The 14,504-nt window shown below is 40.0% G+C and carries 17 protein-coding genes; 16 read left to right on the top strand and 1 reads right to left on the bottom strand.

Annotated features, from left to right (window positions below):
- Positions 1–23 precede the first annotated feature (23 nt).
- The 12 genes from flgK (at position 24) to fliT (ending at position 10,162) form a co-directional block, all read left to right on the top strand.
- Positions 24–1,718 (top strand): flagellar hook-associated protein FlgK, encoded by a 1,695-nt coding sequence (flgK, locus tag PQ474_RS08540; RefSeq protein WP_273841919.1) that lies wholly within the window; start codon positions 24–26, stop codon positions 1,716–1,718.
- A gap of 15 nt (positions 1,719–1,733) precedes the next feature.
- Positions 1,734–2,927 (top strand): flagellar hook-associated protein FlgL, encoded by a 1,194-nt coding sequence (gene flgL, locus PQ474_RS08535; RefSeq protein ID WP_273841916.1) that lies wholly within the window; start codon positions 1,734–1,736, stop codon positions 2,925–2,927.
- A 67-nt stretch (positions 2,928–2,994) separates the two neighbouring features.
- Positions 2,995–3,576, top strand: coding sequence for a DUF6470 family protein (locus PQ474_RS08530; RefSeq protein ID WP_273841914.1), 582 nt, complete (start codon positions 2,995–2,997; stop codon positions 3,574–3,576).
- 92 nt (positions 3,577–3,668) lie between these two features.
- Complete coding sequence (gene fliW / locus PQ474_RS08525; protein WP_273841912.1) at positions 3,669–4,124, top strand: flagellar assembly protein FliW; 456 nt, start codon at positions 3,669–3,671, stop codon at positions 4,122–4,124.
- A complete protein-coding gene (csrA, locus tag PQ474_RS08520) occupies positions 4,125–4,361 on the top strand; it encodes a carbon storage regulator CsrA (RefSeq protein ID WP_273841910.1) in 237 nt (78 codons plus the stop codon). It abuts the gene before it with no gap.
- Between the two features lie 181 nt (positions 4,362–4,542).
- A complete protein-coding gene (locus PQ474_RS08515) occupies positions 4,543–4,917 on the top strand; it encodes a hypothetical protein (protein ID WP_273841908.1) in 375 nt (124 codons plus the stop codon).
- Positions 4,918–5,087: 170 nt separating this feature from the next.
- A complete protein-coding gene (locus PQ474_RS08510) occupies positions 5,088–6,116 on the top strand; it encodes an HD-GYP domain-containing protein (RefSeq protein ID WP_273841906.1) in 1,029 nt (342 codons plus the stop codon).
- 173 nt (positions 6,117–6,289) lie between these two features.
- Positions 6,290–7,114: a flagellin N-terminal helical domain-containing protein gene (locus PQ474_RS08505; protein WP_273841903.1), complete on the top strand. Its 825-nt coding sequence runs from the start codon at positions 6,290–6,292 to the stop codon at positions 7,112–7,114.
- Positions 7,115–7,412: 298 nt separating this feature from the next.
- On the top strand, positions 7,413–7,760 hold the full coding sequence (gene flaG / locus PQ474_RS08500; protein ID WP_273841901.1) for a flagellar protein FlaG: 348 nt from the start codon (positions 7,413–7,415) through the stop codon (positions 7,758–7,760).
- Positions 7,761–7,774: 14 nt separating this feature from the next.
- A complete protein-coding gene (locus PQ474_RS08495) occupies positions 7,775–9,382 on the top strand; it encodes a flagellar hook-associated protein 2 (RefSeq protein ID WP_273841898.1) in 1,608 nt (535 codons plus the stop codon).
- A gap of 19 nt (positions 9,383–9,401) precedes the next feature.
- Positions 9,402–9,797, top strand: a complete 396-nt coding sequence (fliS, locus tag PQ474_RS08490) for a flagellar export chaperone FliS (protein WP_273841895.1) — start codon at positions 9,402–9,404, stop codon at positions 9,795–9,797.
- A complete protein-coding gene (fliT, locus tag PQ474_RS08485; RefSeq protein ID WP_273841893.1) occupies positions 9,797–10,162 on the top strand; it encodes a flagellar protein FliT in 366 nt (121 codons plus the stop codon). The genes fliS and fliT overlap by 1 nt, the downstream gene beginning before the upstream one ends.
- Positions 10,163–10,658: 496 nt before the next feature.
- Here the strand turns inward: fliT and PQ474_RS08480 are convergent, their stop codons facing one another.
- Entirely contained in the window at positions 10,659–11,576 is a 918-nt protein-coding gene (locus PQ474_RS08480; RefSeq protein WP_273841891.1) for a DUF6612 family protein, read from the bottom strand.
- Between the two features lie 639 nt (positions 11,577–12,215).
- On the opposite strand from PQ474_RS08480, the gene PQ474_RS08475 reads away from it, so the two are divergent.
- The 4 genes from PQ474_RS08475 (at position 12,216) to PQ474_RS08460 (ending at position 14,270) form a co-directional block, all read left to right on the top strand.
- On the top strand, positions 12,216–12,413 hold the full coding sequence (locus PQ474_RS08475; protein WP_012960443.1) for a cold shock domain-containing protein: 198 nt from the start codon (positions 12,216–12,218) through the stop codon (positions 12,411–12,413).
- A gap of 186 nt (positions 12,414–12,599) precedes the next feature.
- Complete coding sequence (gene hpf, locus PQ474_RS08470; RefSeq protein ID WP_273841872.1) at positions 12,600–13,151, top strand: ribosome hibernation-promoting factor, HPF/YfiA family; 552 nt, start codon at positions 12,600–12,602, stop codon at positions 13,149–13,151.
- A 200-nt stretch (positions 13,152–13,351) separates the two neighbouring features.
- Entirely contained in the window at positions 13,352–13,837 is a 486-nt protein-coding gene (locus PQ474_RS08465) for a GAF domain-containing protein (RefSeq protein ID WP_273841870.1), read from the top strand.
- Positions 13,838–13,844: 7 nt separating this feature from the next.
- Positions 13,845–14,270, top strand: a complete 426-nt coding sequence (locus tag PQ474_RS08460) for an EAL domain-containing protein (RefSeq protein ID WP_273841869.1) — start codon at positions 13,845–13,847, stop codon at positions 14,268–14,270.
- The last annotated feature ends 234 nt before the right edge of the window (positions 14,271–14,504 follow it).

Raw genomic sequence — 14,504 nt, 5'->3', positions numbered from 1 at the left:
TATTTGAAACGGAGGAAGCATTAGTGTTATCCACATTCCATGCATTAGAAACAGCAAGACGTGCAATGATGACTCAACAATATGCGCTTCATACAACAGGACATAACATGGCCAATGCCAATACAGAAGGGTACACGCGTCAACGCGTGAACTTCACACAAACGGAGTCGTATCCAGCTGTTGGGAAAAATAGCCCGAGCGTGCCTGGGAATTTAGGAACAGGAGTGCAAGCAGGCTCGATTCAACGAGTGAGAGAACAGTTTTTGGATGTTCAATATCGCAATGAAACGAATAAAGTAGGATATTGGGACACACGTAATGCCGCTCTGACAAAGATGGAGGATGTTTTAAATGAGCCATCCGAACAAGGATTGAATCGACAAATTGATATGTTTTGGACGTCGCTTCAAGATTTAACCGTCGATCCGGAAGATTCAGGAGCTCGTTCCGTTGTTCGTCAACGTGCGTTGGCCGTTGCGGAGACGTTTAACTTTTTACATGACTCGCTTTCTGCGATCAAATCCGATTATAAAAAGGAAATCGAAGTGACGCAAAGAGAAGTGAATTCGATCTTAAGTCAGCTGGATGCCGTTAACGATCAAATTCGTAAAATAGAGCCACATGGCTATGTCACCAATGACTTATATGACCAACAAGATCGTTTATTAGATCAGCTTTCAAGTATGATTAACATTCAGGTTCAACGAGAAAAAAGTGGTGGACAAGCGAACTCAGCTGCTGAAGGCGCTGTAACGGTTACGCTCATTAATGACCAAGGGAATCCGTATCTAGTAAACGGTCAACCTCTTAAACTAGTAGATGGAACGGGAGTAGAAGCTAGAAAGCAATTGGATATCACGTTTGAGAACGCAAACTTTGTTAGCGGATTTTCTTTTGTTACTAATGATGGAACCGTACATCAGTTGAATGTAAATGACCTGCCTCGTGGTGAAATAAAAGCTCTTATTGAGTCGTACGGATATGGAACGAATATCAACGATGTAATGGGTGTTTATCCAAATATGATCCATGAACTAAATAACATGGCAGAAGTGTTTGCAACGGAAATGAATCACATCCATTCCCTTGGTTTTACCCTTGCAGATCGCAATGGCCATGTTCAACAAGGTGGAAACTTATTTGATCTTAGTGGCATCGCTCCTGAAGTCGGTGCAGCTAAAGCGATTCAATTAGACGCAGCGATTGTCTCAAGTTTAAACAATATTGCGGCTTCTGGTGTGAATACAAATGGGATTGTGACAGGACAACAGCAAACGTATCAAAACCTTTTACATGCTCCACGTGATGGTGCTTATTATGACAATCTTCGTACGTTCCTAGGTGATGCGAATAACTTTATCGGCGGTACGCCTACGGCTTTCGCTGGTGATGGCACGAATGCCAAACGGTTAGCGGATGTGAAAGATATCGTTCTTACGTTTAACAATGATTCAGGAACGATTAGCACGTACTATCAAGGAGTCATCGGAGATATGGCGGTTACGACCCAAGAAGCGACAAGAATGCTAAACAGTTCGGCTTCTCTGCAAGATAGTGTCGACTATCGCAAGAAATCAGTAAGTAACGTTTCTCTAGATGAAGAGATGACGATGATGATTCAATACCAGCATGCATACAACGCAGCAGCAAGAAACATTACAATGGTTGACGAAATGCTTGACCGAATCATTAACGGGATGGGTGTAGTCGGCAGATAAGGATAGGTGACATCGATGCGAGTGACACAAATGATGCTTTCACAAAGCTCATTACGTAATATTAATCAAGGTTACAATCGTTTAGCCAGCATTCAAGATCAACTTTCAACAGGAAAAAAGATTACACGTGCATCCCAAGATCCGGTTGTTGCCATGAAAGGCATGCGTTACCGTTCGCAAGTAACAGAAGTCGAGCAATTTAAACGCAATCTTAGTGAAGCCTATAACTGGATGGACACTGCTGATGCGACGCTTGATAAAGGAACGGAAGTGTTGCAGCGTATTCGTGAGCTAGCAACACAAGCAGCGAATGATACGTATAATCCAGCTGAGCGTGCGAATATGGCTAAGGAAGTCCAGCAGTTACGCGAACATCTTGAATCATTGGGCAATATGAAAAATAGCAATAAATATATATTTAATGGTACGAACACAACCAATCCGCCTATTAGTAACACGACAAACATGGATCTAGGGATTCAGGCTTTCTTTGATGGATCCATCAAAGATTTAGGATCAGTAGAGGTCGTGTATAATGGCAAAACATTCCAACACATTGGAACGGAAAATGGCCAACCTATTTTCCAAGATACTAGTCAAACAACTCCTGTTTATGGGGAAGCTGATTTTAACGCACAGGCGATTCGCTTAATGATTGGGGCTGATAATTCGGTTACTTACATAGAACCGAACCAAGCACATGATCCGAATCATGCCGTTAGCCAAGCGCTTACCACGAAAACGGTTCGGTCCAATGATGTCGTTGTGGCAAGTGCAACAGGTGTCTCAGTCAACTCGCAATCGGTCGAAATCGAATTGTTAAAAGGAGTATCGATTCCTGTAAACATCAATCCGAGTAGCGTGTTTAGCAATGCTTTATTCGGAGACATTACTCGACTGGAGCGAGCTCTTGATGATGCAACTGTAGATGGAACCGAATTAACTGGTTACATTGACAACATTTTTGGTCATATCGACCGTTTTGTCACGGAACGTGCCGAGCTTGGTGCGAGAGTGAATCGCGTTCAAATGATTGAAAACCGGTTAATGGAACAAGAAGTGAGTGCCAACCGTATTATGTCTGAAAATGAAGATGCGGAGATAGAAAAAGTCATCATCGATTTAATGACGCAGGAAAGTGTTCATCGTGCCGCTTTGTCAGCAGGAGCGAGAATCATTCAACCGAGCTTATTGGACTTTTTAAGATAATTTTCAGAAAATGGGCTTTGCCGTTTCCACGTGCAAAGCCTATCCCTATATAAAGGAAGGGATGGTTATGCAACTAACATCCTTACATATTCAGCAGAACGATGCTAAGATTGGCATACGTTCAAGTCGGCCAGGCCCGCAAATTAGACAGCAGGGACCGGATATGCAAATCAGGCAGAACCACCATAACTTGATTGAGATCAGCACAACCGCTTCGAAAATGCATATTGACCAAACCGAAGCCTTTGCCGATGCGAATTTAAAATCACCGATCAGAGTGGCAAGCGAAACCGCAGCCAAAGCAATGCAACAAGTTTCAAAGTTTTTCGCAAAAACGGCCCAGCAAGGGGATCAGCTCATGAAAATTGAAAATGGTCCTGGAGCGATTGCGCGAATGGCCAAAATAAATAGTGAACCTGCTCGCGTCCAAGTGAACATTGGCTATATGCCAAAGTCCCCTGATCGAGTAAAATTTCACTTTGAACCAGCTCAGGTGAACATCCGAGCTAGAGTGAAGGATACGGAGATTACCGTCAATCGCCGTGCTCCGCAAATTGAAATGCCGAAGTGGCAATCAGATGTCTACATCCGTCAAAAAAATCAAATCTCCTTCCAACCCGTTGGGGACCATGTGAACCTGGGGTTGTAAAGAAAGAAGTCGCAGCAGCGGCTTCTTTTTCTCTAGATAAGTCGTTATGATACAATGGTTGGAAATGAATGAGAAAAAAGGTGTGTGACCGTATGAACATTGAAACGAAGTACCAAGGAACGGTTGAAATAAATGACGAAAACATCATCACGTTCTCCAAAGGAATCCCTGCCTTTGAAGAGGAGAAACAATTTGTCCTGCTTCCACTAGAAGAAGGAACTCCCTTCTTTGTCTTACAATCAACAGCCACAACAGATGTCGCCTTTATCGTCTTAAACCCTTTTGAAGTGGTTTCAAATTATCAAATAAAGCTACCAGATGCAACACTAGAGATGCTCGAAATCGAAAAAGAAGAAGACGTCGCAACCTTTGTCGTCTTAACCGTAAAAGAACCGTTCGCTGAAACGACAGCCAACCTTCAAGGCCCAATCATCATCAATGTCAACAAACAAAAAGGAAAGCAATTGCTGCTCAGTGACACAGACTATCAAACGAAACACCCGATCTTCAAAGAAGCGGCCCTGCAAACAACGAAGGAGGGGAAATAAATGCTTGTTCTCTCACGCAAACTACAACAAGCGATTCAAATTGCCGACGATATCGAAATTAAAATCCTAGGCATTGAAGGAGATCAAGTCAAAATCGGCATTGATGCTCCCAAACATATCGAAATCCACCGCAAAGAAGTGTTTCTAGCGATACAAGAAGAAAACAGTGCCGCAGCCAAGACGATTTCTGTTAATGCATTGAAAGGCTTTTTGCAAGGAACGGAGAAAAAAGAGTAGTGAGAGGAGGCACTGAAAAAGTCTTCTTTAGCAGATTCAAGGAAGGAGCAATGGCTCCACACGTAGCGCGGCTGCGGATTGAAAACCCCACTCCTAGCAGCCTTTTTTGTTAGATTCCTTCTCGATCTTCTTTACAAATGTAAAAGTTCGACATAAACTGATGTTGAAGGAGGTGAGGAAAGTGGAAAATGAGATTTTACCGTTGCTGAAACAGATGGACAAGAAGTTTGGACAGATAGATGAGAAGATGGACAAGAAGTTTGAACAGATGGACAAGAAGCTTGAACAGATGGACAAGCAGTTTGAACAGATGAATGAGAAGATGGACAAGCAGTTTGAACAGATGAAATCCCGTCTCGACCAGCACGAAAGAATGTTACAAACGCTAATAACAATGACCGCCAAAAACACAGAAGATATCCACACATTGCGAACGGAAAACAACCAACGCTTTGACAAAGTAGAACTCGCCTTTTACAAAGTAAACTCTGACATTGACCTCCTTTTCAAAGAAACCCAATCCAACAAACGTGACATTGCCTATTTAAAAAGGTAATTATAGAAACATCCTCACTATGACGTTTGAGTGGGGATATTTTTATGCATATCTCAATTTATCTATTTCGAATGATTCAGGACATTTTTCCTAACGTATATTGTTAAAAACTAGCAAACCCTCTATATTGAACATAGAGAAATCATTGTTTGAATATTGGGGGTGAGAGAGTGGTAAAGCAACAGAATGAATTTTACGAAGGTTATAAGCTGATCAAAGATATAAAATCAGATCAAATTGGTTTGCTCTTAAAAAAGGGATCCATTCTCGATATAAAAACGATTGAGCGGTTAAATCGATTTCAAGTATCAATAGAAGATTACGCGACCTGTATAGAAGAGCCCAAAAAGTCGATCGAGCGAAAAGTAGATCAAGTCATCCAAAGCTATCAAAAAGACTTTGACCGAATGGGGGAAGGAAGAGAAATCACCGATAAGTTAGAAAAAGAACTACTTCCCGTCATTATAGAAATGGTAGAAGAAGCGGGCATAGACGAGATTATGATCTCCGTTCAAAGCAAAGATGACTATCTATACCGACATAATGTCGCTGTATCGATCTTAAGTGCCAAGCTAGCCGCTTGGTTAGGCTTCTCAAAAGAAAAGGTGAGTAGAGTCGCTTTCAGCGGCTTACTTCATGATGTAGGAAAAACGAAAATTCCACTAGCCATTTTACAAAAGACGAGCAGACTGACTCACCAAGAATTTGAAATCATGAAATACCATTCACGGTTCGGTTACGACATTCTAAAAAGCCAAAACCTTGATGACGACATCTGTAGAGCGACGTTAGAACATCACTTAAGAGAAGATGGAACGGGCTACCCCGATGAAAAACAAGGCCATCCGATCCATGAATTTGCTAAAATCATTGCGATCGCCGACACCTTCCATGCGATGACCTCCAACCGAGTCTACCGGAAAGGACTGTCCTTCTATGTCGCTCTAAAGGAACTAAGGAGAGAATCATTTGGAAGACTCAATCCGAAAATGACCAACACCTTCATCAAAAAAATCATGGAAATGTCGATCGGCAACACCGTAAGACTTTCAGATGGAAGAAAAGGAAAAATCACCTTTATCCCAGTAGAAGACCCCATTAATCCCTATGTACAAGTGGATGGGGAGATGATCATTACGAGCACATCAGACATTTTCGTCGAACACTTTCTTCAAGAAATAGAAGTCGTTAGCGTCTAAAAAAAAAGATGAAAAAATCATAAAAAACTCTAAACATATCAAACTACGATCCGATAATAATAGTGTAAGCACGAAGTCATATATGCTCGGCCGACTATATGACTGAATGCTTAACAACATTTAACATCCAACCACAAGGACGTGGGCGGAGTCATTTCAAGGAGGAAATTATAATGATTATTAATCACAATCTTAGTGCAATGAATGCACACCGTCAGATGGGTATTAATGTTAACCAAAACTCTAACGCTATGGAGAAGTTATCTTCAGGTCTTCGTATTAACCGTGCTGGTGACGATGCAGCAGGTCTTTCAATTTCTGAAAAAATGCGCGGGCAAATTCGTGGGTTAGACATGGCATCAAAGAATGCTCAAGATGGTATCTCTTTAATCCAAACTGCAGAAGGAGCATTAAATGAAGTACATGCTATCCTTCAACGCCAACGTGAATTAGCTGTTCAATCTTCAAATGATACAAACGTAACTGCCGACCGTACAGCTTTGAATGATGAATTTGATCAACTTTCAGAAGAAATTAAACGTATTATGGATAATACAACATTCAATACAAAGCAACTGTTAGATGGTTCTGACACTGATGGTAAAATCCATGTAGGTGCGGATGCTGGTCAAACTATCGATATTGATTTTACTACTGCAGGTTTAGATTTAACAGGTGTTGAATCTGCTGTTTCAGCGCTTGACATTTCAACTCAAACAGGTGCTGATGGTGCGATTACAACTGTTCAAACTCAAATTGAGACAGTATCTGCAGGACGTTCATACCTTGGTTCGCTTCAAAACCGTTTAGAGCATACTATTAAAAACTTAGATAACGCATCTGAGAATTTACAAGCTGCTGAATCTCGTGTCCGTGACGTTGACATGGCTAAAGAAATGATGGAGTTCACTAGAACTAACATCCTTAACCAAGCATCTCAAGCAATGCTTGCTCAAGCTAACCAACAGCCACAAGCTGTACTACAATTACTTCGTTAATCTTAAGTAATCGGAGAGACCTTAGTTTTCTAAGGTCTCTTTTCTATGCACTCAAAGACTTAGTTTCACCAGTGGTGGCGAAATTTATGGAGTTTTATTCTTCGCATACACTATACACTATTAATCAACTTTTTTTACCTTCATTAAGGGATTCGTACATAACTGGGTTATTTCATGGAGCATCTACTAGTATGAAAAAAGAAGATCTTAGAAAAATCTCTCCTTTTTTCAGATTTCACTAAAAAAAGCAAGCTAACCTACCGATAATAAGTTAAAGAAGCATAGAGGAGCGAATGGGATGGAAGTAAGTCGAGGTTTACCAAGTTCTATCATTCAAGGAGTTCAAACAGACAGAAATGTTGGAAATTCCACTGAAATAAAAAATGTTTCGAAACAACCGTCAATAACAACCAGTCAAATGAATAAGGAAAACATTCAAGATAAAATAGATAGTATTAACCAATTCATGAAAACCTCAAACACAAATTTGAAATTTAGCTTACACGAAGAACTAAATGAGTATTATGTAGCAATCGTTGACGAACTAACAAATGATGTTATTAAAGAAATTCCACCTAAGAAACTTCTAGATATGTTTGCGTCAATGAAAAAAACAATAGGTATATTTATAGATAAAAAGATTTGAAAGTCGGTGTAATAATGAGAATTGGTGGATTAGCGTCTGGTATTGATACAGAATCAATCATCAAACAATTCATGCAAGTTGAGCGACAGCCTCTTGATCGTTTCTTTCAACGGAAGCAAACAGTTGAATGGCAACGAGATGCCTATCGCGATATGAATCTTAAATTACGTACGCTTGAGGAATCGGCAGCAAGTATTCGGCTACGTAGTTCACTAAACACTCGTGTGGCAAAATCTTCAAATGAACAAGCATTTACAGTAAGTGCTAATGCAGATGTACAGAACGGCACATATCATTTTAAAGTCGATCAAGTAGCAACAAAATCGAGAAATATAAGTGCTGCCAATATTACAACGGGTGATACTAAATTCAGTGCTTCAACAAGGCTAGATGCACAGGCGAATGCTGCAGGAGATCTTAGCGCTTATAATGGTACACAATTTTCAGTGAAGACGTATGACTCAGCTGGTGCAGCAAAAGAGGTTACGGTCACAATTGATACGACTAAATCGCTAAATGAAAATTTGAAACAAATAAATGACTCTGATATAGGTGTTCGTGCTTATTATGATTCCGCTTTTGATCGCGTCGTTATCGAAAGAAAGGAAACGGGGGAATTTAATGGTGAGCTTGATGCTAATGGAGTAAATAGACAAATTGTTTTCGGTGGCAATACCAGTTTTCTTAATGATGTGTTACATATCCATCAAGAGAATGAAGTTGCTGGAGTGAATGCAAAAGTTGAATTTCAAAATCCTCTATTTGCAGGTGAAACAATAACCCAGGAATCTCGTGCAAACCGTATCACTATTGGTGGTTTGACGTTTAATGTAACTCAGCCTACGAATGGTGTGTTTGAAACGGTCAATGTGTCTTCAAATACGGATGATGCCTTTGACAAGATCAAGGCTTTTGTGGACACTTATAACGATATGATCGCTGAGATTCAAACCAAATTAACTGAGCCGAAACATCGTGATTTCCCACCTCTTACTGATGAGCAGCGTCAAGAACTCTCAGAGCGTGAGGCTGAGCTTTGGGATGAAAAAGCAAAAAGTGGGTTGCTTCGCCGTGATCCAATGCTTTCCTCCGTGTTAACACAAATGAGAAATGACATCTATACTCCAGTATCAACATCTGGTCAATTTAATCAGATTGCACAGGTGGGGATTACGACTACTAGGAATTTTCGTGATGGAGGCCGTTTAGAGATTGATGAAGCAAAATTAAGGGCGGCGCTAGAAGATGATCCGGATTCCGTTCATCAATTATTCAATAACGTTGCTGATAAGACATTAACGGACATGAAGCCGGAAGATCGGACGGCAGAGCAACGAGCCGAAATCCAGAGTCAAACAGGGATCATTGGTCGACTACGTACTACTATTAATGACACCATTAGCAAAGTTGTAAGACGTGCTGGTAATGAAAACCGAACGAATCAACAATTTACATTAGGGAGAGAATTAATTAACGTCGATTCTCAAATTGATAGATTCCAACGCCGGTTAGCTCAAATTGAACAGAGATACTGGTCTCAATTCACACGTATGGAAACAGCAGTAAACCAAGCAAATGCACAAGGCAATGCAATGATGAGTCAACTATTTGGCGGAATGTAAGAATGAAAGGATGTTATAAATGGCTATCTCGAATCCTCAACAAGCATACCAACAAAATAAAGCTGTAACGTCTTCTCCAGGAGAGCTAACACTAATGCTTTATAATGGATGTCTAAAATTTATCACGATTGCTAGGAAATCAATTGAAGAAGGCAATATCCAACTTCGTCACGAAAACCTAGTAAAAGCTCAAAACATCATCCGCGAGCTTATGGTCACTCTAAAAACCGACACGAAACTAGGCAAAGACATGCTAATGTTATACGATTTTATTTTATCAAGATTAACCGATGCCAACACTGAAAACAGTGTTGAAAAACTAAATGAAGCAGAAGAACTCATTAAAAATTTTCGTGACACATGGAAAGAAGTCATACTAATTGATCGTAAAAAACGTCACGAGGTTAAAGCCTAATGAATCAAACGATTCATCGTTTAGTTCAAGTGTCTGACGAATTATTACAGCTGCTAAAAACACTGACATTAGCGGACAACGAACAGCGCGACGAAGAAATATCTAAAGTCGAAAAACTTCTAGAGGAGCGCGGGGCTGCTATCGCAGCAATAGATTCACCTGCCAAAACAGCAGAGGAGCTAGCTGCTGCTAAAACCCTTGTTCAAATGAATAAAGAAATAGTAGTTAACTTGCAGCGTTTAAAGGCTAAACTTAAAATAGATATGGATAAAATGGCATTGAAAAAGAAAATGAATCGCAAATACGATCACCCTTATGATATGACTACAAATGAGGGAGCTTTCATTGATAAGCGAGATGTGTAAATAGAGTCAATCTAGGTAACTGGATTGACTTTTTTCTTGTGCGCATGTCAGAGAGGTTACCCAAATTAAATCGGTACCTAAACAGGTTGGCTTGGTTATTATCAATTAAAGGAAGGTAAGGTTAATGATGAATCTAGACTTTAGAAAAAGTAGGGGTGTTTGTAATGGGAGCAAAGCGACAACAAGACATAAGGAGATATTCTTATAAGAGATTATATGGAATGGACTGACGGAGAACAGGCTGAGTTAATTGACGGGAATCCCCTATCCATGACTCCAGCGCCATGACAAAACAGGCTCCATTCATGTGGTGACTCTTATTAATTTTATTATTCAAAAATAGCAAAAAAAGCTCCACCCTCACAAAGGCCACGGAAAAAGGTAGGTCTTCACCTTTTTCCGTGGCCTTTAAGCAACGTGAAGCCATTGCGGCTTCCTTGAATCTGCTAAAACAAATTTTTAGAGTGATCTTTAGGTGGCCATCTTCTCCCATATCTTATTCGCTGGACTCTTCTTCTTCCGTAAACTCATCAAACTCATCAAAATCGCCAAACTCACTAAAACTCGTATCAAACTCTTCCGCATTCTCAATCACGTTAGCCGGAACTTCAACTTCAGTAAACGCATTAAAGTCACTGAACGTAGCTTGTGTGCTTGTATTGATTAAGAGCGATTCGCCGTCGGTTTGTAGTTCGAATACCATCATCATGTCCATTTTGGTTTGGAGGAAGGTATCTTTTTCGATATAAAGGATGTAGTCTAGTTCTTTCATGTCGGACATGAGCATCAGTTGGTCGATGTCTCCTGCCATGTTGTCGTGGACAAGACCGTTTAGTTTTTGGGCGAAGGATTGTAAGATATCTGCTGAGCCTTCGACTGTGATGATGTAGTGATCATCGTCTTCGGTGTAGCTTAGGTGTTCTAGGTTTTCAAGGAGTAAGGTTAGTTGCTCCTCTGACCCCATTTGAGCCGTTTCGAGGTCTCGTAATTGTTGGGCTAGGTCATCTGGATAGGTGAACCATTTATTTTCCATTGGATCTTTGTAGTAGACGGCATCCTCAACCATGTACATTTCAATTTCGGTATTGCCGACTTCAGGTAGTTCCATGAGCATTTTTTGATACATGTTAAATGGATCTTGTGTGATTTCCATATAGACGGATATGTTAGTGGAGAAGCTCTCGTCATTTGGAAGGGCCATTTCTTGGACCACGTTCATTTCTGAAGAGAGGCTTTGGATGCCTTCCATGGCTTCGATTGATTTTTGTAAAATTTCCTCTAAGGCTAATTCTCCCTGTGTTTCTTCTTTTGTTTCTTTTGCAGGGTCTTTTGACTCGACTGATGTTGCTTCGCTGCAGGCTGTTAAAAGGATAAAACTGCAGAGAATAACGAACCAGTTTTTTAGATTACCCATGTATGATCCCCCTTGTTTGTTTTACACAATGCCTCCTGATTTTATCAAAATTTTACTTTTTTATATAGAGACAAAAGGTATAAATAGGAAAGAGGATGAATCCGGTATCTTGATTCGATGTCATTGGCACAAGATACGGTGTGCCCTAAAGGTGAGGACACTAGATTTTGTGGTTTGTGAGATCGAATCAATTTGGAATCATCCTTGGATATAAAAGGGCGAAGGCAAAATGCCTCAAGAATTGAGGTGCTTCGACACCTTTTTCAACCCTAGTGATCACGAAGTTGAGGAGTTATGTAGGAGTGCTCGTGATCAACTAGGTAATTGGGGTAGTAGGTCTTATGGATAGAAGAGAATATTTGTCGTTTTTTGTTTAAATTTAGAAGGTTCTAACTAGATGATACTAGGAAAAAAGAAGGAGGGCAATGGTTGTTGTTAGAAAATGACCCATGGTATTTGGCTTTGACATAAAAGTGTTTAATGAGCAGTGTTGAAAGCGCATACAAACAAAGTCTAGTTCTGTTGAAATTTGACGAGTTGTCAGACGTTTAAAGGTTTGACATGGACATGAGAGCGCTGTTATATTTAATGTGTGGAAAAGATCCACAAGTATTTTAGTTACGAAGGGAATGTGAAAACATGCAAGGTAAAGTAAAATGGTTTAACGCAGAAAAAGGTTTTGGTTTCATTGAGCGCGAAGATGGGGACGATGTATTCGTACATTTCTCAGCTATCAACTCAGAAGGATTCAAGTCTTTAGACGAAGGTCAAGACGTTGAATTTGAAATCGTTGAAGGTGCTCGTGGTCCACAAGCTGCGAACGTAGTTAAGCTTTAATTCACATTCCTGTAGGAAATGAATAATAGCTAAAAACCATACAGCTCATTCTAGTTATCTAGGATGAGCTTTTTTCATAGCTATTTTCAAAGCTTATCTTAACAAATTTGACATATTTTTTGATGTTTAAGAAGGAGTTAGAGTGGGGTAAATAGAAATAAGTACATAGAAAAGGAGGAGTTGTTTATGAAATACAATATCCGTGGGGAGAACATGGAAGTAACTCCAGCTTTACGAGACTATGTGGAAAAAAAGGTCGGTAAGCTTGAGCGTTATTTCGATACAACACCGATCGCAGATGTGAACGTGCGCATGCAGGTTCTAAATACTCAGCATATTATTGAGATTACGATTCCGATGCCTCAGCTTCTGCTTAGAGGAGAAGAGGTTCATTCAGATATGTATGCGGCGATTGATAAAGTTGTAGAAAAGTTAGAGCGACAAATCCGTAAGCATAAAACAAAAGTAAATCGCAAGTTTCGCCAAGAGGGAAGCTTGAAATATATGTTTAAAAACGAGTTGGAGCCACTTGAAGGCGAACCGATTCCAACAGATGACTTAGAAGTCGTTCGAAAAAAACGCTTTAACTTAAAGCCAATGGATGCCGAGGAAGCGATTTTACAAATGGATATGCTCGGGCATGATTTCTTCGTCTATTCCGATGCTGTTAATGGATCAACGAGCGTGGTCTACAAGCGAAAAGATGGGAAATATGGATTGATTGAGCCTGAGGCTTAAGCTTAAGTGAGTATGTGAGTATGTGAGGGAGTGCAGTGAGACTGTGCTCTCTTTTTTGTGGAGGAATACTATTTTGATGATCGTCTTATTGTCCATTCATAAGCGGAGAAACACCGATAGCGGACGGAAAATCAAGTTCTTTCTCATCCTCTTCAAGGATCGATTTAACACTAAACCATATTTCTCATCTGTCATAAGTCGTGGAGGCTTTCATAAATTCTCAGCTCGATAAACATACAGAGCATGAAACCAACCTTTTTATCCACGAGACTCTTGAGGACATTCGCATAGGAAAGGCAACAGCTGCTTCATTCTTAGAAGGACTTTCTAACCTGCATTCTGATTTTGACTTTATTGGGTTGGCCGTTGAAAAAGAGGACGGGAATTACTGTATAGAATCGATACATGGACCCAATACAAAAGAATTTAAAGGACTTTCCTTTTTAATGGGGGAAGGTTTTCTCGGACATACCATTGCGACACATCGATTCCAATTTTGGAAGGACACGGGCAATGACCCGCGTATTAATTTTTTTAATCGATATGGTTTGTATTCAAAAAGCCTGTTTTGCATACCAATCTTTAAAGAGGAACATGTAGCTGGAATCTTATTTGGGGGATGTACGAATCGACAAATGAAAAGTGCAGAACCAAAATCATTTACTGGAGTTAGCAACATTTATTGAAGGGGTCATGTCTGTTAATTTATCTCCAAGACAATTTACAAAAGTCAGTTTAGTTCAAACGATTGAGAGAATTCTTGAAGAAACAGGTCTAGAGCCCCATCTATTGGAACTAGAAATAACCGAAAGCCTGACCGTTAATATTGATCAAACGATTACGACCCTTCATGAATTAAAAAGTCTTGGAGTGAAGATGAGTATTGATGATTATGGGACAGGTTTTAGTTCCATAAATTATTTAAAGCAGTTTCCTGTAGATACATTGAAAATGGATCAATCGTTTGTGCAAGAATTATCTGATGATACGAGTGATGCGACGATCGTGAAGACGATTATTTTGATGGCTCATAACTTAAAACTGAATGTGGTGGCTGAAGGGATTGAAACAAACGAACAGCTCGTATTCTTGCAAAAGCATCTTTGTAATGAAGGATAAGGTTTCCTTTTTAATAAACCAGTTCCTGCTAATGAACTAGAATCAAGAATAACGAAAATCACACAAACGTTAAAAGACAATGAGATTACGTTAGTAAACAATGAGCGCATCTGGTCAGAAGAATTCAAAGTGATGGCAAGAACTCTTGCAGAAAAACCTCGCCAACATATACTATTGACAGAACGAGGGTGGGTGGGTGATTGAAACTGATGAAGTCTAGGATGTATGCATTCA

Origin of the sequence: Halalkalibacter alkalisediminis (assembly GCF_028610705.1) — a bacterium.
Taxonomy (GTDB): Bacteria; Bacillota; Bacilli; order Bacillales; family Bacillaceae_D; genus Halalkalibacter; species Halalkalibacter alkalisediminis.
Note: the sequence above shows the minus strand (reverse complement) of the source record. Positions and strands in the feature narration are given on the sequence as shown.